Annotated in this window: 27 protein-coding genes; 13 read left to right on the forward strand and 14 right to left on the reverse strand. The window is 62.0% G+C overall.

What is annotated here, in order from left to right:
* Positions 1 to 15: 15 nt before the first annotated feature.
* The 3 genes from MUM_RS0110700 to MUM_RS0110710 all read right to left on the reverse strand — a co-directional run bounded on the left by MUM_RS0110700 (position 16) and on the right by MUM_RS0110710 (position 2,783).
* On the reverse strand, positions 16 to 513 hold the full coding sequence (locus MUM_RS0110700; RefSeq protein ID WP_008436324.1) for a DUF2589 domain-containing protein: 498 nt from the start codon (positions 511 to 513) through the stop codon (positions 16 to 18).
* A 188-nt stretch (positions 514 to 701) separates the two neighbouring features.
* On the reverse strand, positions 702 to 1,778 hold the full coding sequence (locus tag MUM_RS0110705) for a helix-turn-helix domain-containing protein (RefSeq protein ID WP_238535526.1): 1,077 nt from the start codon (positions 1,776 to 1,778) through the stop codon (positions 702 to 704).
* Positions 1,779 to 1,889: 111 nt separating this feature from the next.
* Positions 1,890 to 2,783 (reverse strand): LysR family transcriptional regulator, encoded by an 894-nt coding sequence (locus MUM_RS0110710; protein ID WP_010169712.1) that lies wholly within the window; start codon positions 2,781 to 2,783, stop codon positions 1,890 to 1,892.
* A 111-nt stretch (positions 2,784 to 2,894) separates the two neighbouring features.
* Here MUM_RS0110710 and argC point away from each other — a divergent pair, with 111 nt between their 5' ends.
* Positions 2,895 to 3,827: an N-acetyl-gamma-glutamyl-phosphate reductase gene (argC, locus tag MUM_RS0110715; RefSeq protein WP_010169713.1), complete on the forward strand. Its 933-nt coding sequence runs from the start codon at positions 2,895 to 2,897 to the stop codon at positions 3,825 to 3,827.
* Here argC and MUM_RS0110720 read toward each other — a convergent pair.
* Positions 3,811 to 4,941: an epoxide hydrolase family protein gene (locus MUM_RS0110720; protein ID WP_010169714.1), complete on the reverse strand. Its 1,131-nt coding sequence runs from the start codon at positions 4,939 to 4,941 to the stop codon at positions 3,811 to 3,813. The two genes, argC and MUM_RS0110720, sit on opposite strands and share 17 nt — an antisense overlap.
* A gap of 122 nt (positions 4,942 to 5,063) precedes the next feature.
* Here MUM_RS0110720 and MUM_RS0110725 point away from each other — a divergent pair, with 122 nt between their 5' ends.
* A complete protein-coding gene (locus tag MUM_RS0110725; protein ID WP_010169715.1) occupies positions 5,064 to 5,945 on the forward strand; it encodes a LysR family transcriptional regulator in 882 nt (293 codons plus the stop codon).
* Between the two features lie 3 nt (positions 5,946 to 5,948).
* On the opposite strand, the gene MUM_RS0110730 is transcribed toward MUM_RS0110725, so the two are convergent.
* Positions 5,949 to 6,323, reverse strand: coding sequence for a hypothetical protein (locus tag MUM_RS0110730; RefSeq protein WP_010169716.1), 375 nt, complete (start codon positions 6,321 to 6,323; stop codon positions 5,949 to 5,951).
* Between the two features lie 117 nt (positions 6,324 to 6,440).
* Here MUM_RS0110730 and MUM_RS0110735 point away from each other — a divergent pair, with 117 nt between their 5' ends.
* Together MUM_RS0110735 and MUM_RS0110740 are read left to right on the forward strand one after the other, a co-directional pair.
* Entirely contained in the window at positions 6,441 to 6,974 is a 534-nt protein-coding gene (locus tag MUM_RS0110735; protein ID WP_010169717.1) for an ATPase AAA, read from the forward strand.
* Positions 6,971 to 7,696 (forward strand): hypothetical protein, encoded by a 726-nt coding sequence (locus MUM_RS0110740; protein ID WP_010169718.1) that lies wholly within the window; start codon positions 6,971 to 6,973, stop codon positions 7,694 to 7,696. Before MUM_RS0110735 ends, MUM_RS0110740 begins: the two co-directional genes overlap by 4 nt.
* A 112-nt stretch (positions 7,697 to 7,808) precedes the next feature.
* Here MUM_RS0110740 and MUM_RS0110745 read toward each other — a convergent pair whose 3' ends face one another.
* Both MUM_RS0110745 and MUM_RS0110750 read right to left on the reverse strand, forming a co-directional pair.
* Entirely contained in the window at positions 7,809 to 8,384 is a 576-nt protein-coding gene (locus tag MUM_RS0110745; RefSeq protein WP_237150986.1) for a hypothetical protein, read from the reverse strand.
* A gap of 59 nt (positions 8,385 to 8,443) precedes the next feature.
* Positions 8,444 to 9,103, reverse strand: a complete 660-nt coding sequence (locus MUM_RS0110750) for a hypothetical protein (RefSeq protein ID WP_010169720.1) — start codon at positions 9,101 to 9,103, stop codon at positions 8,444 to 8,446.
* A gap of 118 nt (positions 9,104 to 9,221) precedes the next feature.
* Here MUM_RS0110750 and MUM_RS0110755 point away from each other — a divergent pair, with 118 nt between their 5' ends.
* The 3 genes from MUM_RS0110755 (at position 9,222) to MUM_RS0110765 (ending at position 11,702) form a co-directional block, all read left to right on the forward strand.
* Positions 9,222 to 9,842: a LysE family translocator gene (locus MUM_RS0110755; protein WP_010169721.1), complete on the forward strand. Its 621-nt coding sequence runs from the start codon at positions 9,222 to 9,224 to the stop codon at positions 9,840 to 9,842.
* A gap of 15 nt (positions 9,843 to 9,857) precedes the next feature.
* A complete protein-coding gene (locus MUM_RS0110760) occupies positions 9,858 to 10,418 on the forward strand; it encodes an arsinothricin resistance N-acetyltransferase ArsN1 family B (protein WP_010169722.1) in 561 nt (186 codons plus the stop codon).
* A gap of 105 nt (positions 10,419 to 10,523) precedes the next feature.
* Positions 10,524 to 11,702, forward strand: coding sequence for a GGDEF domain-containing protein (locus MUM_RS0110765; RefSeq protein WP_010169723.1), 1,179 nt, complete (start codon positions 10,524 to 10,526; stop codon positions 11,700 to 11,702).
* Positions 11,703 to 11,716: 14 nt separating this feature from the next.
* Here the strand turns inward: MUM_RS0110765 and MUM_RS0110770 are convergent, their stop codons facing one another.
* Positions 11,717 to 12,190, reverse strand: a complete 474-nt coding sequence (locus MUM_RS0110770) for a VOC family protein (RefSeq protein WP_029615843.1) — start codon at positions 12,188 to 12,190, stop codon at positions 11,717 to 11,719.
* A 105-nt stretch (positions 12,191 to 12,295) separates the two neighbouring features.
* Between MUM_RS0110770 and MUM_RS0110775 the strand changes: the two genes are divergently transcribed.
* Both MUM_RS0110775 and dapA read left to right on the forward strand, forming a co-directional pair.
* Positions 12,296 to 13,273: an alpha/beta hydrolase gene (locus MUM_RS0110775; RefSeq protein WP_010169725.1), complete on the forward strand. Its 978-nt coding sequence runs from the start codon at positions 12,296 to 12,298 to the stop codon at positions 13,271 to 13,273.
* A 292-nt stretch (positions 13,274 to 13,565) separates the two neighbouring features.
* Positions 13,566 to 14,429 carry a 4-hydroxy-tetrahydrodipicolinate synthase gene (gene dapA / locus MUM_RS0110780; RefSeq protein ID WP_010169726.1) on the forward strand — a complete coding sequence of 288 codons (864 nt, stop codon included), beginning with the start codon at positions 13,566 to 13,568 and terminating at the stop codon, positions 14,427 to 14,429.
* Positions 14,430 to 14,625: 196 nt separating this feature from the next.
* On the opposite strand, the gene MUM_RS0110785 is transcribed toward dapA, so the two are convergent.
* Both MUM_RS0110785 and atzF read right to left on the reverse strand, forming a co-directional pair.
* On the reverse strand, positions 14,626 to 15,318 hold the full coding sequence (locus MUM_RS0110785; RefSeq protein ID WP_010169727.1) for a GntR family transcriptional regulator: 693 nt from the start codon (positions 15,316 to 15,318) through the stop codon (positions 14,626 to 14,628).
* 2 nt (positions 15,319 to 15,320) lie between these two features.
* Entirely contained in the window at positions 15,321 to 17,120 is a 1,800-nt protein-coding gene (gene atzF, locus MUM_RS0110790) for an allophanate hydrolase (RefSeq protein WP_010169728.1), read from the reverse strand.
* 265 nt (positions 17,121 to 17,385) lie between these two features.
* Here atzF and MUM_RS0110795 point away from each other — a divergent pair, with 265 nt between their 5' ends.
* Both MUM_RS0110795 and MUM_RS0110800 read left to right on the forward strand, forming a co-directional pair.
* Positions 17,386 to 18,762, forward strand: a complete 1,377-nt coding sequence (locus tag MUM_RS0110795) for a pyridoxal-phosphate dependent enzyme (RefSeq protein WP_010169729.1) — start codon at positions 17,386 to 17,388, stop codon at positions 18,760 to 18,762.
* Positions 18,759 to 19,925 (forward strand): cystathionine gamma-synthase, encoded by a 1,167-nt coding sequence (locus MUM_RS0110800; protein WP_010169730.1) that lies wholly within the window; start codon positions 18,759 to 18,761, stop codon positions 19,923 to 19,925. The genes MUM_RS0110795 and MUM_RS0110800 overlap by 4 nt, the downstream gene beginning before the upstream one ends.
* 113 nt (positions 19,926 to 20,038) lie before the next feature.
* Here the strand turns inward: MUM_RS0110800 and MUM_RS0110805 are convergent, their stop codons facing one another.
* The gene (locus MUM_RS0110805; RefSeq protein ID WP_010169731.1) at positions 20,039 to 20,452 is read right to left on the reverse strand and encodes an MAPEG family protein; all 414 of its coding nucleotides are present in this window, start codon (positions 20,450 to 20,452) and stop codon (positions 20,039 to 20,041) included.
* Positions 20,452 to 20,769, reverse strand: coding sequence for a DUF2834 domain-containing protein (locus MUM_RS0110810; protein WP_010169732.1), 318 nt, complete (start codon positions 20,767 to 20,769; stop codon positions 20,452 to 20,454). The genes MUM_RS0110805 and MUM_RS0110810 overlap by 1 nt, the downstream gene beginning before the upstream one ends.
* Positions 20,770 to 20,885: 116 nt before the next feature.
* Here MUM_RS0110810 and MUM_RS0110815 point away from each other — a divergent pair, with 116 nt between their 5' ends.
* A complete protein-coding gene (locus MUM_RS0110815; RefSeq protein WP_029615844.1) occupies positions 20,886 to 21,689 on the forward strand; it encodes an MmyB family transcriptional regulator in 804 nt (267 codons plus the stop codon).
* 124 nt (positions 21,690 to 21,813) lie between these two features.
* Entirely contained in the window at positions 21,814 to 22,233 is a 420-nt protein-coding gene (locus tag MUM_RS0110820) for a hypothetical protein (protein ID WP_010169734.1), read from the forward strand.
* Between the two features lie 6 nt (positions 22,234 to 22,239).
* Here MUM_RS0110820 and MUM_RS0110825 read toward each other — a convergent pair whose 3' ends face one another.
* Positions 22,240 to 22,974, reverse strand: coding sequence for a CPBP family intramembrane glutamic endopeptidase (locus MUM_RS0110825; protein ID WP_010169735.1), 735 nt, complete (start codon positions 22,972 to 22,974; stop codon positions 22,240 to 22,242).
* Between the two features lie 6 nt (positions 22,975 to 22,980).
* Positions 22,981 to 23,451: a RidA family protein gene (locus MUM_RS0110830; RefSeq protein WP_010169736.1), complete on the reverse strand. Its 471-nt coding sequence runs from the start codon at positions 23,449 to 23,451 to the stop codon at positions 22,981 to 22,983.
* Positions 23,452 to 23,578 lie beyond the last annotated feature (127 nt).

The raw sequence follows: 23,578 nt of genomic DNA on the forward strand, positions 1-23,578 counted from the left end.
CATCTCCATTTGTACTCAGATCAATTTATCGAGGTTTTGAACCAGCCGAGCCATCCCCTCGGACGAGGGTTGGGTTTCGACTCTGAGGGTGACGCGCGCGAGTGGCCCGCCTTCCCCATTACGGCGAGCGCCAAGATCGACGCTCAAAGGCTTATGGGATTCAGTCGGCCATGGGGAATCGGCATCGCCTGAGTCAGGCGCTTCGCTTTGCACGGGGCTCAGTGCGCCACTCTCATCCGCGTTGAGGCCAACCTCGAAGGAGATTTCCATGTCCTTCACGGCGAGCAGTCGCGAGCCTACGAGGGAAAGCAGCGGCACGGAGACCACGCGTTCCTCACCTTCCAGTGCGCCGGGGGAAGTGGATGGCAACCGGACCTCGATACTGACCGGCCGGTTATCTTCATCGAAATACTGGCGCACCGTGGACACCTGGAAACGCTGGATCTTGTCCTGCGCCTCGGCGACGGCACCGGCGATGCTCTGGATGAGAAGGTGCAGAGATTGGTTCGCCACGTGAGACACTCCTTGTCAGATGTCAGTGCCAATGCAGCGTGCTGTGCCTGGCAACGCCACTTGCTGATGGGTTAGTTGGTGAGTCGAGGTTAGGCCCGGAGTCCCGGTGCTGTCTGTGAACGTGCGTCCCGAAAACCTGGATGCGCGTCCCAAAAAAAGGCCGTTCGGTTAAACGGCCTCTGGCGGATTCAGCTGCTGATCAATTCCCGGACCCACTTCGCGAGCCCGGGCACGTCGCCAGCGTGTGGCACCAAGGGAGAAAAATCCGGCAGATCGCCGCGCTGCATGGCGGTTTTGGCAGCCCGTGGCGACAGACCGAAGGCCTTGCGAAACAGCCGGCTGAAATGCGCTTCATCGGCGAAGCCGTGGTCGTAGGCGAGGTCAGATATGCGCCGGGTGGCGTTACCCGGGTCGCACAGCGCGAACAAGCAGCGGCGCAGGCGACGTTGGAGGAGGTAGTGGCGCACACCGCCAAATTTTTCGAACTCCCGATAGAGCTGACTGCGCGAAACACCCAGCTCCTTGGCAAGCGCGCCGGGGGTGAGGTCTTCGCGCTGCAGATTCTGCTCGATGTAAAGGCGTACCCTGCGGCCTAGATGGGCGGGGCCGGAGCGTGGCGCAGCGGCAGTGCGGGCCACGTCCCTGCCCAGGCACGCCGCAACCATGCCGAGCATGGGCAAGGTGAGCCTGAGCGCTTCATCCAGCGAAAGCCTCGGCGCGACGACCATCAGTGATGATAAGAGTTGGGCCAACAGCACGCCGGACGCACTCTCCCGGCGCAGCACCAGCCCATGCAGTTGCCCCGTGTCATACAGCAAGGGCGACAACGCCGTACGCGGAATCAAGAGGCTCACGCCCTCGCCCTGCGCCATGGAAAAACCCGCCGGTTGCGACAGATCAAGCACCACCACATCCAGCCGGCGCACCCGCAAACCGTCGCCGCACACCAGGCCTTTGTGCAAGGGCAGATGAAGCAGGTAGTGATCGAGGTCGCACCATTTCAATCGTGCCCGGTCCCGACAGTAGCGGGCGCCATCCAGGCGACCACTGCAAAACAGAAAGCGGTTGAAATGGTAAACCGTCATTGAGGCTGAAAAATCATGAGGTTCGAGAGCGGTTGCATCAAACAGGAGTTCGATGGTCTGTCGCCAAATCAGGAAGCCTTGATTGCCGGGAGAGCCCACCGTTGTACTGTGGAAACTCGGAATTGCTGTGAAACCCTGTCCTTCGTTGTCGCTAGAACCCTTAGCAGAATAAAACTCCATCGTACCGACCCATCCATAGTTGAGTCGGTAAAGGGCTTAGAAGGGGAATCGGGAAGTCGCCACTAATTTGGCATCACGCTCATAGAAATAAAACTCCACAGTCGGGTCCTGTCAATCCGTGTGACCGGCACTCAACCCCCACAACACCTCCAGCACATGCTGCGTCGGCCGCTCGATGTCCCCGGCACGGTGAGCAATCCCCAGTTGGCGCCACAACAACGGCTGCAATGGCCGCATCACAATCCGGCTGTCGGTCAACGGGGTGGACGCTTCATGGGGCAACAACGTCGCGCCATAACCGGCGGCCACCAGGCTTTTGATCGCATCGTTGTAGTTCAGTTGAATGCGCGGTGTGGGCTGCAATCCTTCACTGGCAAACCACTCGGCGGTCAGGCGCGAAAGCCGGGTGGTGTTGTCATTCAGGATCAACGGCTGGGTAGCCAGCCAGGCGGGTGTTACCACCTCCGGGCATTCCCGGCGCGCCGGTAAAAAAGCCATGACCGGGTCGCGCCGCCAGGGCTCGATGCGCAAGCCCTTCACCGGTGCCTGCGGCAGCGCCACCAGGCCGATCTCCAAAGCACCCTCGGCGAGCTTCTTCAAGGTGTCCTGGGAGGTGAGCACCGCGACCTGCACATCGATGGCGGGATGGTGCTGGCTCAAGGTCTCCAGGGCTTGCGGCAGCAACTGGGCGATGGCCCCGGTGGACGCGCCCAGGCGCACACGCCCGGCCAGGCCTTGCACCTGGCGCTCCACGTCCTCCAGCGCCTGTTCCGCATCCGCCAACAATCGACGCGCGCGCTCCACCAGGGTTTCGCCAATCGCCGAAGGCTGCACGCGCCCACGGGTACGCGACAATAACTGCCCGCCTACCCGGGCTTCCAGGTCGGCAATGTGCAAGCTGACCGTGGGGGGCGCCAGGTTCAACACGCGCGCCGCTTCGGCGAAGGAACCGAGGTCGGCAATCGCCACCAACGTGCGCAGGCGGTCGAGGCTGATTTCGCGCATGGGTCAATCCTTATTCAGAAAAACTGAATCTCATCGTTATGAAATTCAACTTTTCCTATCCTATCCGCTCATTGAAGATTGGGACATCTGATTTCCTACCGAGCGCATTCCATGGCAACTCCCCTTGTATTTATCGATGGCGACCAAGGCACCACCGGATTGCAGATCCACCAACGCCTGCGCGGCCGCACCGACCTGCAACTGGTCAGCCTCAGCGCCGAACACCGCAAAGACCCGCAGCATCGCGCCGAGATGATCAACGCCTGTGACATCGCGATCCTGTGCTTGCCCGATGACGCCGCGCGGGATGCGGTGGCAAGCATCGAAAACCCTGCCGTGCGGGTGATCGACGCGAGTTCCGCGCACCGTACTCATCCCGACTGGACCTACGGTTTTGCCGAGATGAACCCGCAACAGGCTCAACGCATCGCCACGGCGCAGCGCGTCAGCAACCCCGGTTGCTATCCCACCGGTGCGATCGGGCTGTTGCGCCCCTTGCTTGAAGCCGGGCTGCTGCCCAAGGACTACCCGACGACGATTCATGCCGTGTCGGGTTATTCCGGCAAGGGCCGCGCCGGGGTGCAGGAGCATGAGGGCGCCGGCGCCCCCCAGGCACCCGCCTTCCTGGTGTATGGCCTGGAGTTGGCGCACAAGCATGTCCCGGAGATTCAACGGCAAAGCGGGTTGACGGAGCGCCCCGTGTTTGTGCCGTCCTACGGGGCGTTCCGCCAGGGGATCGTACTGACCGTCCCGCTGCAACGGCGGCTGTTGGCGCCGGGGGTGGATGGGTTGCTGTTGCACGACTGCCTGACACAGCATTACCGCGACGCCAATCACGTCGAGGTGCTGTCGATGCAGGCCGCCAACGAGCTGACCTGCCTGGACCCTCAAGCGCTGAACGGCACGGATGACTTGCGTTTGATCGTGCGTGAAAACCACGAGACGGGCCAGGTCTTGCTGGCGGCGGTCTTCGACAACCTCGGCAAAGGCGCCGCGGGGGCTGCCGTGCAAAACCTGGACCTGATGCTCAAGCCGAGACCGTAGCGATGAAGGTTCTCAAGTCCGCCAGCATCAACGCCGGCTGCTCCCAGGCCGCAAAGTGACCGCCGGCGGGCATTTCGCTCCAGTGCACGATGTTGAAGGTCTTCTCGACCAAGGAGCGCGGCGGCGGCACGAACACCGGGTCGCGAAAGGCGGCGAACCCGGTCGGCACCTGGATGCGGGTGCCGGCCGGAAACTTCGACGAGCCCTCCAGGCGTTTGCCGTGATACATCCAGGTTGCGGTGACCATGGAAGACGGTGCGAGATACAGCATGATGTTGGTCAGCACTTGCTCTTCGGTAAACAGGCTCCAGAGGCCCGGACTGCCGTCGGTGGTCTTGGGCAGGTCGGCCCAGGTGCCGATTTTTTCCAGAATCCAGCCGGCGGCCCCTACAGGGCTGTCGGCCAGCGCAACACCCAACGTCTGTGGGCGGGTTTCCTGCAGGTGGTTGTAGCCGGTTTCCCAGTCGATCAGCACGTCGCGCCGGGCCACAAATTCTTTCTCTTGCGGCGTGGTAGCGACAGTGCCCTGGGCCATCAGGTCGGCCATGTTCAGGTGAATCCCGAGTAATCCGTCAGGCCGATCATGGGCCATCCAGCCCGCAATACCGGAGCCCCAGTCGCCGCCCTGGACGATGAAGCGGGTTTGCCCGAACAGCCGGACCATCAGCCCGTGCATCAGCTCGGCAGCCCGACGCGGACCAATCACCCCGGTGATTGGCCTGGAGAATGCGAAACCCGGGAGCGACGGCACGATCACATCGCGTCCGTCAGCCGCCAGCGGTTCAAGCAGTGCCTCAAACTCAAGATACGAACCTGGCCAGCCGTGCAGCAGCAACACCGGCGGCTTGGAACCGTCGCCCCGTGCGTGGACGAAATGCAGGTGCTCGCCCTCGATCTCGGTGATGAAGTTGGGCAGTTGGTTAAGGTGTTTTTCCACCTTGCGCCAGTCGTAAGATTCGAGCCAGTAACGCGCCAGGCGCTTGAGGTCAGTGACGCCCACGCCCGAGTGCCACCCGCCCAAATCGGGAAGTTGGGTCCAGTCGTAGGTAGCGACTTTGTCGCGGATCGCAGCAAGGCGGTCATCGGGGATGTTGATGGTGTAAGGCAAGATCATGGGATTCTCCTGGTGAGTTTCCGTATTACATTGCTTTACGCAATACTGGGCGCCGTAAAACCGGATGTGAACCCCATTACACAGCTCAAGGCCTTTGCGCAAAACGCATAAGTGAGTGTCCCGTGGACATAACGGACGAACTGGAAATCTTCACCCTGGTGGCCGAGACTGCGAGTTTCTCGGCGGCGGCGCGTCGCCTGAACCTTGCGCCGTCCTCCATTGCCCGGGTGCTGGACCGCATGGAGGCGCGCCTTGGCGTGCGCCTTTTGCTGCGAACCACGCGGTCACTGACCGTGACCCCGGAGGGCGCGGCCTACCTGTCGTGCGCGCGGCGCATCCTTGTCGACCTGCGGGAAACCGAGCAGCAGATAACCGACCAGAGTTCACCCCGTGGTCGCCTGCGTGTGAGCAGTTCGCTGCTGTATGGCAGGACCTTCGTGATCCCGCTGTTGGCCGAGTTCATCCAGCGCTACCCGGATATCCTGGTGGACATCAACCTGACCGACACCGTGGTCGACATCGCCGCCGGCCAGGCCGACGTCGCGGTGCGATTGGGCCCGTTGCCCGACAGTGGCCTGACCTCCCGCCGGCTTGGCGCCACCCACAAGGTGATCATCGCCTCACCTGGCTACCTCGCGCGGCGCGGCACGCCGCAGGTGCCGGAAGACCTGTTGAATCACGACTGCATCGGGTTCAACTTCAAACGCGCCGCGCCCACCTGGCCGTTTCGCAAGGATGGCCACGACTACTCACTGACGATCAAGGGTCATGTGGAAACCAATAACGGCGACACCCAGGGCCAGTTGGCGGCCGAAGGCATCGGCATCGCACGGGTCTGCGCCGAGACCGTGGAAGACGCGATCAAGGCGGGCCGACTGGTGCCACTGCTGGAGGCCTTCAACCCCGGCGACGGGGAAGAGATTCATGCCGTGTTCCTCGGTGGTACCCACACGCCGGCGCGGGTGCGTTGCTTTGTCGATTACCTGGTTGAGCGGTTCAAGTAAGCGTTAAACCGTATGGCTGCTTAGCTCAACATAGCTCGACTCCCCACCGCCCTCCGCACCCGACAACCAGCCCCACACGAAGGCCAACGTGGTACGTCCGGCGTCATCCACGCCTACCGTGCCCCGTGACCATCCGGCCAGAATCTCGCCCTCGGTGGTCAGGCACTGATACAGCAACTCGATGGTGTCCGTGCCGGTGGCGCGCCCGACTTGATTACCCATGCGGATCCGGCCGCCCTGGTAAGTGCCCCAGATGGCGTTTGCATCGACGTGATACTCAAACACGGTGCCCGTGCCCGACAGCCCGTGGGTGTTGCCCGCTACGATAAATCGGCGATTGTTCAGCCGTTCGCTGATTTGAGAAAAGGCGGTTTGCATATAAAGCACTTCCTTGATCGACAGGGTCCGTTCCGGGCAATAAACCTACCTCATAAGTCTTTAACCGGTCATTTAAAAGCTGCACAATTGCCGGCTTTTCCGCGACAGGACGTCCTCATGCAACGCATCGTGATTCTCGGCAATGCCGGCAGCGGAAAATCCACCCTCGCCCGCACTCTCGGCGAACGCCTGGGCCTGCCCGTGGTGCACCTGGACCGCCTGTTCTGGTCCCCCGGCTGGGTCGAGCCCGACGCCGAGCAGTTCCGCACGCGGGTGCGTGAAGCGGTCGCAACGGATACCTGGGTGTGCGAAGGCAACTACGCTCGGCGTACCTTCGACCTGCGCCTGCCCCGTGCCGACCTGATCATCTGGCTCGATACGCCTCGGCTCACCTGCTTCACCCGGGTGATCCTGCGCAGTGCACTGAAACGCCCGCGCCCGGACTTACCCGCAGGCTGCACCGAAAAACTCGACCGCGAATTCCTGACCTTTCTGAGGTACGTGTGGACGTTTGGTCGCAGCTCCCGACCGCGTATCGAGGCGGTGCGCCTGGCGGCAGGGCCGCAGGTTCCGGTGGTGCACTTGCGGGGTAGTCGGGAGATTGAGGAGTTCCTCGTTCACGGACCAAACTGCACAGAAGGAGCACTATGATTGTTTGCCTGGATCAACCGTTCCCCGAACAGCAACTCGCTGAAAACGATGAGCTTGACCTTCGGAACGTTTCAGCAAAGGTATGGCCAACGGTGCTGTCCCGGTGCACCGCTACGGACCTGCGCCTCTACAACCTCAAGCTCTCCTCGCTCGAGGGACTCGATACCTTGACCCACACACGCAAATTGAAGCTTGAGCGGGCGACAAGGATCGAAGTGCTGGACCCTGTTTTCAACCTGAATGCGTTGACCGATCTGTCAGTGGGAGACTTCCCGAAACTGCGTCGACTCGACGGCATCGAGGCGCTGGGTGAGCTGAGCGAACTGCGCTTGACGGGTAACCTGGGTGGCGGGTCGTCACCTCTGCACCTCAGCTCAATCGAACCGGTGTCCCGCCTACCCACACTCACCAGCCTCTCGTTGGCGTTTGTAAAGTTTGAACTCGACGATATCACCAGCCTGGCTCGTTGCTCGCACTTGCGCCATTTGAGCCTGACCAATCAGTTTGACCGGGCTCAGGTGGCTTTTCTTGCAAGTCGGTTAAACCATCAACTTGTAGAGCCTCTTACGGCGTCTATCACGACACATCTGCGCTGTAAGCAGTGCGATGGCCACACTTCGATGTTCACCGGACGACGAATGCCTTTCCTCTGCCCGGCCTGTGATGCATTGCGGTTTGAAAAGCTGACCCGGCAGTTCGAGCAGATGGTGGCGAACGCGTAATGGAACCTCTCAGTGCGATGGAGGGGTGGGGACCGGAACATTCGAGCAACCGTTCAACACCAGGGCCAGGGTATGGCTGCTTCAACTCAGCAACGGGCCAAGCGGGGTTAGTTTATTTATAGATAAATTCATACCTTACGATATAAGAGCCCAGTTTGTTTGAGTGAGCAGTCACCCACAGGGCATTCATGCCTTTTTTTCTTCGTTCCGACAATTCCAGATTATCAGTGCACAGCACAATCCAGCGATCGGTGTTTAGATCCTTAAATCCCAAACCTGCCTCACAACGGTTAGTCCTTCCAAGGGAAGGGCCTGGAAATCTCAACTCATACGCCGCTTCATACTGAACAAGGTCACCGGGCAATAGGTAAACACAGACTTGATAAACATTCAGAGAAAGGAAAAAACTAAGGCAAAAGCCACCAAAGAACGACTCTGCGAGACGTTTCAGGCCTTTCCCGTCAGGGCGAGAGTAGAATGTTCTGCCCGCAAACACGAGCCCAACAAGAGAGGCAAACGCTATATAGGTACCCAACTCTGGAATCCACGGCATTAAAACTGTTTGTCTCGCAATGCGAGCCCCCTTGGACATATAAAAAAAACATAGCCCAAGCAACAAAAGTACAATCATCAAAGCCATTGCTTTTTTAAACTTGCTGCCAAATGAGGACTCTTTCACTTCTTGCACACTCTATTTATTTTAATTCCGGCACGAGTCGAAAGCAGCGCGACCTTGCGGGCTTATATCTAACCAGGGTAACCGCCAGCATCAATGAATAACTGGCGAAGCTTCTTTTGGGCGGTCGCTGAAACGCGCAGTGAATAGCGTTGAAACTCCTCCTCCGCGGCATCAGGCTTGCCATTCATGGCCAACACGAAGGCATATGCAAGAGGGTGCTGTGTGTAGTTGTAGAAACCCAGCCCCCCTTTCGACAGATGCTGCCTGACCCGCTCGAAGGCGCCAGGCAAGTCGGCTATCGAACGAGCCGCGCTCCAGAACGATTCAGCATCTGCAATGGCCGCCCTGAGGATATCGGGTGCACACCTCACGATGGCTTCAGGTCCATAACTGTAGGAAATATCAAGCGCACAATCTCGCACATCGAATATCAGGTCAGGTCGCGCTGACTTGGGCGTTCTGTGCCATTTGAAGTCATTTCCGCAGAGATGCGGGACAAAATCCAACGACAGCCCCCATGACGGTGCCAGCTTGCCGCCTTTCCACTGCGCAAGGCGAAAGACCTGGCGAATGGGGGCATCAGCGCTGCGAATCCAAGTCAACGGGCCTTGAACCTCGAAACCCAGCGGCTGCAACAGGGACTCTACGGTGGGCGAGACTATTTCGTGGATTTGATCTATTCGGACTATCTGGAACGCTCTTCCTTGCATTGCCAACTCCATGCTCATGGGGACGGATCCATGGGTGCGCAAGGTTACGTGATGCAATCCGGCACCTCAAATTGTGCTGCCCCCCTTAAACCCCTTATCCTCGTGATCTTACCAGCCACCGCCCGCCGGAGCCCACATGGACGTCGCCACTCTCACCCTGTTCCTCCCCGCCTGTTTCGCCCTGAACATGGCGCCCGGCCCGAACAACTTGCTTTCCGTGAGCAATTCCACCCGCTACGGCTACCGCACTTCCTGCCTGGCGGGCATCGGGCGTTTGTTGGCCTTCGCCGGGATGATCGCCCTCGCCTCCGCCGGGCTGGCGGTGGTGCTGCAAACCTCGGAGTTGTTGTTCTACGGGATCAAGATCCTGGGCGCGGCGTATCTGTTTTATCTGGCGTATCAATTGTGGCGCGCCAACCCGCAGGCGGAAGTTGAATCGACGGTGGCCAGGGCGGGGTTGTGGGCACTGGCGCGGCAGGAGTTCCTGGTGGCCGCCGGCAATCCCAAGGCGATCCTGATTTTCACAGCCTTCCTGCCGCAATTCGTCGACTCGGCCCAGCCGATCACCCCGCAATTCGCCCTGCTGGGTGCGATGTTCCTGGCGCTGGAGTGGATCGCCATCAGCGCCTACGCCTACATGGGTTTGCATATGCGCCGCTGGTTTGCGCTGCCTCGCGGCAAGCGGATTTTCAACCGCTGCTGCGCCGGGTTGTTGTCGGCGGCGGCGACGGTATTGCTGATGGCGCGCCGGGCCTGAACAAGAGGATAAACGATGAGCTTCGCAGGAAATATCAGGGTAGCAGCCACCGCAGATGCCCCAGCCATCCAGGCGATTTACGCACCGATGGTGGAGCGCACCGCGATCTCTTTCGAGCAGGAAGCGCCAAGCGTCGAGGAGATGGCCCAGCGGATCAGTACCACGCTGAATCTCTACCCTTACCTTGTGGCCGAACGGGATGGACAGGTCGTGGGCTACGCCTATGCCAGCCAGCATCGGGCCCGGGAAGCCTATCGCTGGTCGGTCGATGTTACGGTTTATATCGATCCGGTGGCGCACCGCATCGGAATCGGCCGGGCACTGTACGAGCGGCTGTTACCCCTGCTTATGCGCCAGGGCTACCACGCCGCTTATGCCGGGATCGCCCAGCCGAACGCCGGGAGCGTAGCGTTGCATGAGGCGTTGGGGTTCACGCATATCGGCACGTACCCTGAGGTGGGATTCAAGCATGGCCAGTGGCATGACGTAGGCTACTGGCGCAAGGCACTGGATGGATCGACGCCGCCCAGGCCGATCATTCCATTCCGCGAGTTGCAGGTTGATACGAGCCTTTAAAAAACGCGAAAGTTGATCAATACAGCCAGCGGTGAGCGCTGCGAAAAAGCCACCCAAACGCTTACAATCGCCGTCTCACCGCAACTCAGGCAGGCCAGTCCGTCCATGGCGCTCGACCCCATTACCATTCTGGTCCTCACCATCGCCCTCGCAGGCGCCGCCGCGCTGTACCTGGCAGTCGAGTGGCGCAATGTCCGCGAGCCTTCACTGCTGTACTGGACCGCTGGTTTCGCCATCATCAGCGTGGGCAGTACCTTGGCCTTGCTGCGGGCCAGCGGGCTGGTATTGATCGGGATCTGGTTTGCCAATGGGTTGCTGGTCACTGCCCACTGGCTGTTCCTGCTGGGCGTCGCACGTTTCACCCAGGTACGCCTGTCTCGCGCCTGGTACCTGATCTTCGTGGCCTGGTTTGCGATGCTGCTGTTGCCGGAAGGCCAGTTGTGGTCCAAAGCCATGCTGCTGGCCAACTCGCTGCTGGTGGCGCTGCCGACACTGCGCGCAAGTTTCCTGCTGCGCCCCCATGGCCGCTCGCTCAGTGTGGGCGCGGTACAACTGCGTTATGTGCTGCTGGCCCACGGGCTGTTTTATCTGGCCAAGGCGCTGTCGGCGGTCGTGCCGGGTACGCTGATCGACCTGACGGCGTTTCGTGGCGAGATCATTCAGGTGTCGCTGGTGGAGGGTGCGATGGCGATCATGCTGATTGCGTTGTCGATGACCGGCACCGAGCGCTACCGGCGTGAAGAGCAAATCGCACGGCTGGCCGCCCGCGATCCCTTGACGGCCTTGTACAATCGCCGCGCCCTGGAGCTGCGGGCACCGAGCCTTCTGAACGAGGTTTCGTACGCCCGGCCAGGCGCGTTGCTGGTGATCGACATCGACAACTTCAAACTGGTTAACGACCTGTACGGCCATACCGCAGGCGACCGGCTGCTGGTGGCGCTGAGCGAGATGATCCGTGCGCAGGTACCCGATGATGCGTTGGCGGCGAGGTTGGGCGGTGACGAGTTTGTGATCCTGCTTAAAAACACCTCGAGCGAACGGATCGTCGCGCTGGGCAGTGCCCTGCGTGAACAGTTTCACCACGCCGCCTCCCAAGCATTCGTCACGCCCGAAGCGGTGACCCTGAGCATCGGCGCCAGCCTGTTCGACACGCCGCCCGCGAGCCTGGCGGCGTTGATCGAGCAAGGCGATGCGGCGCTGTATGAATCCAAGCGTGGCGGACGCAACAGTGTTCGCCTGGTTGACCACACGGCAGTGGGCGCCCATGCACTGCCGACCGATTGATTCAGTCGGTCGAGTCACTGCGTCGCTTCAATCACTGCAATATCGATCCTGGTCATCCCCATCATGGCATCAAACGCCCGCTTGGCGGCTGCCCGGTCGGGGTTGGTGATCGCCGCCGACAACACCCTCGGGGTGATCTGCCAAGAGATGCCCCATTTGTCCTGGCACCAGCCGCAGACGTTTTCCTGGCCGCCATGGCTGACAATCGCGTGCCAGAGGCGATCGGTTTCCGCCTGGTCGTCGGTGGCCACCTGGAACGAAAACGCCTCATTGTGCTTCACGCCAGAGCCGCCGTTCAGCCCGAGACACGGGATGCCCATCACCGTGAATTCCACGGTCAAAACGTCGCCCTGCTTGCCCGCCGGATAATCCCCGGGGGCGTGATGAACTGCCGTTACGGCACTGTCCGGGAAGGTCCTGGCGTAGAAGTTCGCCGCATCCAGTGCGTCGCCGTCGTACCAAAGGCAAATCGTGTTTTTGCTCATCATGACGATTCCCCTGAAGGGAGGTTTGGACTTGCAGTGTAGTACCGGTAACGACAAAAATGCGCTCGCGTATCGGCGCGCCTCCCGCTTCCCCCAACGGTGCAGATCATGAGTAACGGCGTAAAAATCGACCTCCGAATCATCCCGGTTCCCCAGTCCATCAGCCCCGAAGCCCAGGCGGCATTACAGCGCCTGGTGAATGAAGATGGCGTGCCGTTGAACAGCCTGTACACCCTGCCCGCCGCCGACGACCACGACGGCTGGCGCCGCATGCAGGCCGCTGTCGCCCAACAGTACGCTGCGTCACAGGCGGGGCAGGTCGCGAACCTGCGTGCCCGTATAGAGACGCTCACGCTGGAAAGCGCCACGGTGTACCGGGCCACGCCAGCCGACGGGGCCGAGTTCGCCTACATCGACCTGCACGGCGGTGCGCTGGTGTTCGGCGGCGGCGAAAACGCCCGTCTCGCTGCCGGCAAACACGCCGACCTGCACGGCATGACCTGCTACGGCGTGGACTACCGCATGCCACCCGATCATCCGTACCCGGCGGCACTGGATGACTGCATGGCGACCTACCGGTATGTACTGTCGCATCACGCACCGGACAAGATCGTGATCGGCGGCCGATCAGCGGGCGGCAACCTGGCCGCCGCCACCGTGCTGCGAGCCCGCGACGAAGGCTTGCCGCTGCCGGCGGCGCTGGTGTTGCTGTCGCCCGAAGTGGACCTGACCGAATCGGGCGACAGCTTCCAGGTCAACCGCACCGTCGACCTGGTGCTGCCCAACCCGCTGATGAGCGTCAACCTGCTGTACGCCGCCGGCGCCGATTTGGCTCACCCCTACCTGTCGCCGCTGTTCGGGGATTTCACGCAGGGGTTCCCGCCGACATTCGTGCAAAGCGGCACCCGGGACCTGTTCCTCTCCAACGCCGTGCGCCTGCATCGCGCGCTGCGACGGGCCGACATCCCGGTGGAGCTGCACATTTTTGAAGCCATGCCCCACGGCGGTTTCATGGGCACGCCGGAAGATGCAGAGCTGTCGGCGGAAGTGCTGCGTTTTGTGCGCCACTGGCTGAAACGCGACTGATCTCTGTGAGTTGACACACCCTGTAATAATCCATAAAGATGAGCGTCTTCTTCAGGGTGTGTCCTCAATGTCTGCAACGACCTTCAACTTTTCCGTCATTGGCTTGATTGCCAAGGCGCAAGGTTGCGTTGCGCACGCCCTCAAATCGAAGAAACAGTCGCTCATGTGACCGGGGCGCGCTGTCCCGTCAGATGAGCTGACAGGACATTGAGCGCGAAGGCCCCCTCCTCTTGCTTACCTCCCTCTGCCCTTCTGACGGTGACGAAATCGGTCAACCATCAGGAGAAAGCGCATGTCATCGTTTCAAGGTATCTGGGTTCCCGTCGTCACACCGTTTCATAACGGCGCCATCGACTTCATCGGCTTGCGCCGCCTGGTCTGCCATCTGCTGGAAAAGGGCGTGGCCGGGATCATGGTCTGCACCACCACCGGCGAAGCCGCATCGCTGAGTCGCCAGGAGCAACTGGCGGTGCTGGATGCCGTACTGGAGCTGGTGCCGCCGCAGCACGTGGTGATGGGCCTGGCGGGGTATAACCAGATTGAGCTGTTGCAGTTCCAGGCCCAGATTCTAAAGCGCCCGGTGGCCGGTTTACTGGTGCCGCCGCCGAGCTACATCCGCCCGTCCCAGGCGGGCCTTGAGGCGTTCTTCCGCAACGTGGCCGATGCATCCAGTGTGCCGATTATCCTGTATGACATTCCCTACCGCACCGGCATTGCGTTCGAACAGGCGACGCTGCTGAACATTGTTGCCCATGAGCGAATCGTCGCGATCAAGGATTGCGGCGGCAACCTGGCCAACACCCTGGCGCTGTTGGCCAGCGGGAAGGTCGATGTGTTGTGTGGCGAGGACGTGCAGATATTCAACGCGTTGTGCCTGGGAGCGACCGGCGCGATTGCCGCGTCGGCGCATGTGCGTACCGAAGCGTTTGTGAGGCTGCATCGACAGGTTCGTGATAACCAATTGATGGCGGCTCGTCAGACGTTTTTCGAGCTGCTGCCGTTGATTCACACGATGTTCGTGGAGCCCAACCCTGCGCCGGTGAAGGCCGCGCTGGCGATGGAGGGGTTGATTGGCAGTGAGTTGCGCGCGCCGATGCTGGAGGCGAGTGAGACGGTGGTGAATCAATTGCAGCAAGTCTTGGCCACGCTCGAATAACCTGGAATATCCCGGAATAACCTGTGGCGAGGGGGCTTGTCCCCCGTTGGAGTGCGCAGCGCTCCCGCTCTTCTTGGGGCCGCTTCGCAGCCCAACGGGGGACAAGCCCCCTCGCCACAGGACAAGCGCCCTCACCACAGTACAAGCTCCTAACCACAGGACAAGCCCCCTAACCACAAGGGGGAATGCACCAAAATCAAAGGGTGCCTCTCGCCACCGCCAACCGGTGCAATGTGATCTTGCGCACCTCTTGCTTGCTGGCCTCAATATGGGCCTTGAGCAGTTGCTGCGCCTGATCGCTTTGCCGCTGCAGGATCGCCCCGAGGATCAACCCGTGCTCCTCATATGTCGCGGCAATACGCGATTGCCGGGTGAAATCCAGCCGCCGAATAATGCGGATTTTCTCGGTGATCTCGTAATGCATCCGCGCCATTTCGGCGTTGCCCGTGGCCTGTACCAGCCCGCAGTGAAACGCCTCATCCAGTGCCGAGACGACCTGGGCGTCATCCAGCCGTGCACTTTCGTCCACCCGCCAAATCGCCTCAAGCGGTTCAAGCCCCTGCTGCGCCATGCCACACAAGCGGCTGACGGCGGCTAACTCGAGCACGATCCGAACGTCGTACAGCTCTTCGAAGTAGTTGAAGTCGAACGGACGCACCTGCCAGCCACTCCGGAAAAACACCTCCAGGTACCCTTCCCGCTGCAGTCGGTAAAGCGCCTGGCGCACCGGCGTGCGGCTGGCCTGCATGCGCTCGGCTATATCGCCTTCGCTGAAGCGATCACCCGGCAGCAGCCGAAAGTCGAAGATGTCAGCCTTCAACCGCTGGTAGACCTGCTCCGCCAGGCTGTCCGGCCGCTCACTGGAGGTTCTCGTAGTCGAGAGCTGCATGCCTACGCCCTGCTCGCCATGTAGGCGCGCCAGCCGCCGAACTCGGTGATGTCGGTGGCGCCTGCCAGGGCCCAGGGTTCGCAGATAAACCCTTTCACGCTGCGCCCGTCGGCCAGGGTCAAATTGCCGATGCCCAGCGGGGCCGGAATCTCGGCGACAAACTCGCCAAAGCGCGCGACAGGCATGTCCCACAACTCAACGATGATCGAGCCGCCCGAGTCATCCTTGACCAACCCGGGCTTGGGCGGCACGGTGCCCGGCAGCGCATGCAGGCGGTACTGGCTTGCTGTCAGGGTTTGTTCCACCAGCACTGCATTGCGGCTGGTCAACTGGAAGTTCAGCGGCATCCCGGTGAGGTGCGCGCCCACCACTGCCACCCGCACACTGCCGGGCGCCTGTCGTGCAACTGCGGGTGGCGGCAGATAGCGTTCGGTCGCCCCCAACGGCAGGTCGAGGCCGGTCTGCCAGCGTTTGCCCAGATGGGTCAGCGCCGCGTCATGCCAGGCAGGCGCGATCAGGGTGATGCCGCATGGCAGGCCATCGCTGCGCAGCCCGGCGGGAACGGCCAGCGCCGAGAGGTCCGCCAGGTTGGTGAAGTTGGTGTAGAAGCCAAACTGCGAGTTGTAGAGCACCGGCTCCAAGGCCATTTCCGCCAGGGTACGAATCGTCGGCGAGGTCGGCACCAGCAAGGCGTCGAAACCGACGAGGGTGTCGTTGATACGCCGGCTCAGTTCGGCCCGCAGGTATTCGGCCTTATAGGCATCGCAGGCGCTGTACTTGAAGCCGTTTTCAACGATGCCACGCACCACCGGGTTGATCGCTGCGGGGTGGCTGGCGAGCATGCCTTCCAGCGCGACCGTGCGCTCCGCCACCCAGGAACCGAAATACAGTTGCTCGGCGAGCTGCTGAAACGGGCTGAAATCCACTGGGGTGATGTCGGCGCCGAGGGTCTTGAACCTGAGCAGCGCCTGTTCAAACACCGCCTGGTTCTGCGCATCGCCAAAAAATTCCAGGTCGGCCGGCACCGCCAGCTTGATCGTGGCGCCAACCGCGACCGGCGCGGTGTTGGGATTGACGCGGGAATACGCATCGCTGGCGTCGTACGCTGCGGCCACACCGGCAACCCGTTCGGCATCTTCAACGGTCAACGCAAACACCGAAATGCAGTCCACCGTGCGACAGGCCGGCACCAATCCGGTGTTGGACAGGCGGCCCTTGGTCGGCTTCAACCCGACAATATTGTTGAAGCCCGCCGGTACCCGCCCGGAACCTGCGGTGTCGGTGCCCAGGGAAAACGCCACCAGGCCACGGGCAACCACCGAGGCCGAACCCGAGCTGGAGCCACCGCTGACATAGTCCGGGTTGAAGCTGTTGCCGACTGCGCCGTAGGGCGAGCGGGTGCCCACCAGCCCCGTGGCGAACTGATCAAGATTGGTCTTGCCCATCAGGATCGCCCCCGCCGCCCGCAGCCGGGCCACCACCGACGCATCTGCCTGCGCGGTGTAGGCAAATTCAGGGCACGCAGCCGTGGTCTCCCAACCTGCCGCGTCGATGTTGTCCTTGATGGCGAACGGCACGCCATACAGCGGCAGCTTGTCGATATCGCCGTCGACCGCCGCAAGCCGCTCGGCCAGTTGCGCCAACTGTGCACTCAACTGCTGCGGCTGCACCCGGCTGATCCAGGCGGTGTCCTGGTCGGGAAAGGTGCTTGCCAGGGTCAACAGAATATCGGGGGTCAGCGCCTGGCTGCGGTAAGCGGCCTGCCATTCACCCAGGGTCCAGCCGAGTTGTTCGTTGCGCATTGGGGATTCCATCTTGTATCCAAGTTTGGATTTCTTTTAGCAAGCGCTGGGCCAATTCGCTGCAAGCCAATGAACACGTGGTCTCGGCAAAAAACAGGCGGGTTGGCTGCCCTCCACCGTGCTCCGTGATGAAGCAGCAATGCGCCAAAAAAAGACATTCAGGCGGCCGCCCGGTTGCGAGCGGCTCGATACCGGCCTATGTTCGAAACCATGCTGTAAAAGCTGCTGTCCATCCCATACGCCCCTTCCGTAGCCAGGTGACGACATGCCTACCGCTTCTCGCCCCGCCGTGCTCGAACTGATCGGCAATACCCCGCTGGTGCGGGTCAGCCGTTTCGATACCGGCCCGTGCACGCTGTTCCTCAAGCTTGAATCCCAGAACCCCGGCGGCTCCATCAAGGACCGCATCGGCCTGGCCATGATCGACGCCGCCGAACGCGACGGCCGCCTGCGCCCCGGTGGCACCATCATTGAAGCCACCGCCGGCAATACCGGCCTCGGCCTGGCGCTGGTAGGCCGCGCCAAGGGGTATCGGGTGGTGCTGGTGGTGCCGGACAAGATGTCTACCGAAAAGGTCTTGCACCTGAAAGCCATGGGCGCCGAGGTGCACATCACCCGCTCCGATGTCGGCAAGGGCCACCCCGAGTATTACCAGGACGTCGCCGCCCGCCTGGCCAAGGACATTCCCGATTCCTTCTTCGCCGACCAGTTCAACAACCCGGCCAATCCCCTGGCCCACGAAACCAGCACCGCGCCGGAAATCTGGGCCCAGACCCAGCATGACCTGGACGCCATTGTGGTCGGCGTCGGCTCGGCCGGCACCCTCACCGGCCTGACCCGTTTCTTCAAGCGCGTGCAACCCGACCTGGCCATGGTGTTGGCCGATCCGGTGGGTTCGGTGATGGCGGAATACAGCCGCAGCGGCACCATGACCGAACCCGGCTCGTGGGCGGTGGAAGGCATCGGCGAAGATTTCATCCCCTCGATCGCCGACCTCTCCAGCGTGCGCCACGCCTATTCCATCAGCGACGAAGAAAGCTTCGACCACGCCCGCCAACTGCTGCGGGCCGAAGGCATTCTCGGCGGTTCCTCCACTGGCACCCTCCTCGCCGCCGCCCTGCGCTATTGCCGCGAGCAGACCGAGCCCAAGCGCGTCGTGACCTTCGTTTGCGACACCGGCACGCGCTACTTGTCGAAGGTCTACAACGACCAATGGATGAACGACGCCGGCCTGCTGCAATACAAACACTACGGAGACCTGCGAGACCTGATCGCCCGGCGGTTCGAGGACGGCCGCGTGATCAGCGTCGGCCCTGACGACAGCCTGCTCACCGCCTTCCAGCGCATGCGCCTGGCGGACGTCTCGCAACTGCCGGTGCTGGTGGACGGCCAGCAACTGGTGGGCGTGCTCGACGAATCGGACGTGTTGCTCGGCCTGCATCAGGACGCCGCGCATTTCTCCATGACCGTGGCCAGCGCCATGACCAACGCCCTTCACACCCTTGCGCCCAGCGCCAGCCTTGCGCAATTGCAGGCCGAGCTGGATCGCGGATTGGTCGCAATCATTGCCGACGCGTCGGGCTTTCACGGCCTGATCACCCGCGTCGACCTGCTTAATCACTTACGGAGATCCCTTGCATGACCCAGCACGATAAAAGCGCCTTCGCCACCCGCGTGATCCATGCCGGGCAATCCCCGGACCCGACCACCGGGGCGCTGATGCCGCCGATCTACGCCAACTCCACGTACCTGCAGGACAGCCCCGGCGTTCACAAAGGCTTTGACTACGGGCGCTCCCACAACCCGACGCGCTTTGCCCTGGAACGCTGCGTGGCCGACCTTGAAGGTGGCACCCAGGCCTTCGCATTTGCCTCCGGGCTGGCGGCGATCTCCACCGTGCTGGAACTGCTCGACGCCGGCGCCCACGTGGTCTCCGGCAACGACCTGTACGGCGGCACCTTCCGCCTGTTCGACAAAGTGCGCCAACGCAGCGCCGGGCATCGCTTCAGCTTCGTCGACCTGACCGACCTGTCGGCCTTCGAAGCGGCGTTGCAGGACGACACGCGGATGGTCTGGGTCGAAACCCCAAGCAACCCGCTGCTGAGCCTGACCGACCTCAGCGCCATCTCCCGCATCTGCCGGGCGCGCGGCATCATCTGCGTGGCCGACAATACCTTCGCCAGCCCATGGATCCAGCGCCCGCTGGAGCTGGGATTCGACATCGTGGTGCACTCCACCACCAAGTACCTCAACGGCCACTCCGACGTGATCGGCGGCATTGCAGTGGTGGGCCAGAATCCCGAGTTGGCCGAGCGCCTGGGCTTCCTGCAAAACTCCGTGGGGGCGATTGCCGGGCCGTTCGACGCCTTCCTGACCCTGCGCGGGGTGAAGACCCTGGCGCTGCGCATGGAGCGCCATTGCAGCAACGCACTGGAACTGGCGACGTGGCTGGAGCAACAGCCGCAGGTGGCGCGGGTTTACTACCCGGGGCTGGCCTCGCACCCGCAACATGAACTGGCGCGCCGGCAGATGCGCGGGTTTGGCGGGATGATTTCGGTGGACCTGAAAAGCGACCTGGCGGGTGCGACACGCTTCCTGGAAAACGTGAAGATTTTTGCCCTGGCCGAAAGCCTCGGCGGTGTGGAAAGCCTGATCGAACACCCGGCAATCATGACCCACGCGAGCATCCCGGCGGCGACCCGGGCGCAGTTGGGGATTGGTGACGGGTTGGTGCGGTTGTCGGTGGGGGTTGAGGATGTGGAGGATCTGCGGGCGGATCTGGCGCAGGCGTTGTCCACGATCTAAATAACAACGCAGAACACTGTGGCGAGGGAGCTTGCTCCCGCTGGGCTGCGTAGCGGCCCCAAAATTCCGGGAGCGCTGCGCACTCCAGCGGGAGCAAGCTCCCTCGCCACAGGTTACTCGGTGAGGCTAAGGCCGAGCACGCCGGCCAGCCCGCACAGGCAAGCCACTCCCACGCAGTAAGCGACCGTACGCCACGGCTGGCGGCCGTTCAAGTACATCAGCGTATGCATCACCCGCGCGACGGTGAACGTGCAGGACAGCCAGCTCGTGGCAACGCTGGTCGCCTCCAATGCGACGCACAACCCACCCAGGACAAAGAACAACGGAATATTCTCCAGGTCATTCGCCCAGGCTCTGGCACCTCGGCTGACCTGCGGCAGTTCCTGCGAATTTGCTGCCCGCTTGAAGAAGCCGGCATCCTCACTGTTGATGAACGCAAGGTGCCTGAGGCGGAAATAGCCTTGATAGCAAGAGATCGCCAACATCTTGATGAACAGGACCAACACGCACAGGGCATACACCGTCATCATCGGCTCCCCGAACAGCGGCGGAACCCGTTGACCACGAGGTACAACAGCGGCCCCACGGACACAAAAACCGCCGTTATCAACCAATAAGGCAACACCGACACCAACGATTTGCCTCTGGCCCGCGCATCCCGGTACATCCACACGCACGCCATCAGCGCCATCAGGTACAGGTCAATCACCACCTGGGCGGTGTCCGGCCTGGACATCAATTCAAGCCCGAACGCCATGAGCGACTGCTCGGCCATCAGCATCGTGATCACGGTGTACAGGGCAAACGCCAACAACCCGGCAAGGGCGATCCAGGGTCTGTGCATGTTCTCCTCCTTGGAGACAACGGTTCGGGAAGCTGCACATTAGTGATAACGTCCGTCCCTTCTCAATGACCTCACAGGTCATCGACATCACCGACCCGCACGGCCAGAGTCAGCCCATGAGCAGCCCACCTTTCCCCCGCGCAAACCCCGACACCACCGCTGGCTCGCAACTGCGCGCGCTGCGTCGGCAAGCCAGATTGAGCCAGCTGGAACTGGCGCTGATCACCGGGGTTTCCCAGCGCCACTTGAGTTGTATCGAGACCGGCCGTGCCAAGCCCAGCCCGGGCACGCTGCATAATCTGTTGATGGCCCTGGAGGCGCCGCTGGAGCAGTGCAACAACGTGTTCCTGGCCGCCGGATTCGCCCCACGCTATGAGGCGACTCCGCTCGCGTCACCGTCGATGGAAGCCATTCGCGAGGCCATCAACCATGTGCTGCACGCGAACAATCCTGCACCGGCCATCGTGCTGGGCAGCCATTGGGAAGTGCTCGCCGCCAATGCCAGTACCCAGGTGCTGTTCGATCTGGTGGGGATCAAGCCGGACGCAGCTGAGGGTTTGAATTTGCTGGTCACCCTGCTGCAGCCTGGCGGCCTGGGTGATCATCTGGCCAACGCTGAAGAAATCCGCACCGTCGCCTGGCAACGGGCATCCCGAGAGGCGTTGGGCAACCCGGAACTTGCCAGGATTCTGGACAGCCTGCCGGCCCCGCAGAGCCCCGGGGCCTTGGCCAATGAACTGCCGCCACTGGTGCTGACACGCCTCCACTCCCGGGAAGGTGAGTTGAACTTCATGTCGACCTTCACCACCTTCGGCATGCCGCAGGACATCACCGTGACGTCCCTGCGCATCGAGCATTTGATTCCGGCGGATGCACACACATGGCAGGTGATGACCGCGGCGTATGAACGGTCGAAATAGGCAATGCCTTGCCGGACTCGGCAACCCCTGCCCCCTCTCCGCTCTCGGTGGCCCCGCAGCACAAGGCTTGCAGCACATGGCCTGACTCTTGCTGTGCTCCCGTTACCAACCAGGGAGCCGCATCATGATCGGAAGCACCAGCCTTATCGCACTGGCCCAGAAGAGCCTGACTCAGTCCATGGAAAACGGCACGCTTCGGGCCGGGAGGATTGAGGTCACGAACGCCACGCCTGAGATCAAGGCCAAGCTGGAAGCCAGCTATCAGGAGCAAGTGCGCTCGACTGCGCAAACAGTGGCCACCGCCAGGGCCAATCCAAGCTGGGCTACCTTCGACGATGAAAACAACGCGGTCACACTGCCCGATGTGCAGTCCCTCAGCAAAAGCGACGCCACCCACGTAGCCAACGGTCTGCAGTACCTGCTGGACATCGGGCGCCTGGACGCCAAGACCGTCACCGCGAAAAACGGCGACCAGTCGACGGACAACATCGCGGTGTACAAGGACTGGCTGCAAGCGCACATCGGCGTTGATGTGCAAGCCTGAAGCGGCTCACACCATCGGCACGGCAATCAATAAAATCGTCGTGCCATGGGTCGCCGTCGCCGCCACCACGCCGTAGCGCAGGCGCACCAGCCCGCAGGCCAGCCCTTCAATCAGGGTAAACGCCAACACCGGCCAGCCCAATTGAGTCACGCTCAGCGCCAGGAATGAATGGCACGCGGCGAACGCCAGCGCGCTGATCAACGCTGCGCGCAGGGGCGTGACGTGCTGTTCGAGATAGCCCTGCAGGAAGCCGCGAAACAGCACCTCTTCCAGCGCGTTGGCGCAGTAGGCAAGCACCAGCATGCCCAGCAGCCAGGTCCAGTAAGCCGGGATTGCCGCCGGCTCGATGCCCTGGTAAAGCCGCAATGGCAGGCCGATCAAACACCCCGCCACCAGCCCCACCGCCAGGCCCGCAGCACGCTTGCCTTTGAACAGCACCGTGAGTTGCCACAACTCCGGCGCCAGGCGCGCGAGCAGCGCAATCAGCCCAAGGGATAACCCGCCCAGCGCGGCCAGCACCAAGGGGTTGGCGGTGAACTGGATCTGCACCTCGCGGCTCAGTGCCCACAGGCCCAGCGGCGTCATCGCATCGCGCATCAGCACGAATGCCAGCAGCAGGATAACGATGCGCACGCCCGGCACCGTTTTCGGCGTGAGGACAAACCACAGGCCAAACAGGATCAGCCCGGGAAGCAGATACACCCCATAGTGGACCAGTACCGCAAAGGCCTCCGCGATCACCCGGCGTCAGCCCTGTGCCACGGCGACCATGTCGATTTCCACCGCGGCGCCCTTGGGCAGTTGCAGCACGCCCACCGAGGTGCGTGTGTGGGCCCCAGCCGCGCCCAGAATCTCGTTCAGCAGGTCGGACGCACCGTTGGCTACTTCGCTTTGCTGGTCAAAGTCCTCCGCGCTGCGCACGTACACATTGATCTTCAGGATCGCCTTGACCTGATCCAGCGAGCCCAGCGCCTGCTTGAGCAGCCCCAGGCAACGCAACGCGCTGACGCCCGCCGCAATCTGTGCGTCGGCCAGGCTGAGGCTTTCACCGACCTTGCCCGGCAGTACGATGGCATCACCCACCCGCGGGATCTGGCCGCTGATGTAAACGTGATTGCCGTCCCTTAACAGCGGCGTGTAGTTGCCGCCGATCTTGAACTCGTTGAGTTGGTAACCCAGGCGCACCATGGCGGCCGTGTACTTTTGATCCGGTGTCATGTGTGGTTGTCCTTATTGGCTGTTGCGGTGCTGGCATTCATCTACCGCATCGCCCAGGGTCTTGGGGATATGGGTGTTCCGGCCACAGCATAGCCATGTGCCATTTGCTCTGGAAGTACTGCCGAGC

This window comes from Pseudomonas sp. PAMC 25886 (assembly GCF_000242655.1).
Classification (GTDB): Bacteria; Pseudomonadota; Gammaproteobacteria; order Pseudomonadales; family Pseudomonadaceae; genus Aquipseudomonas.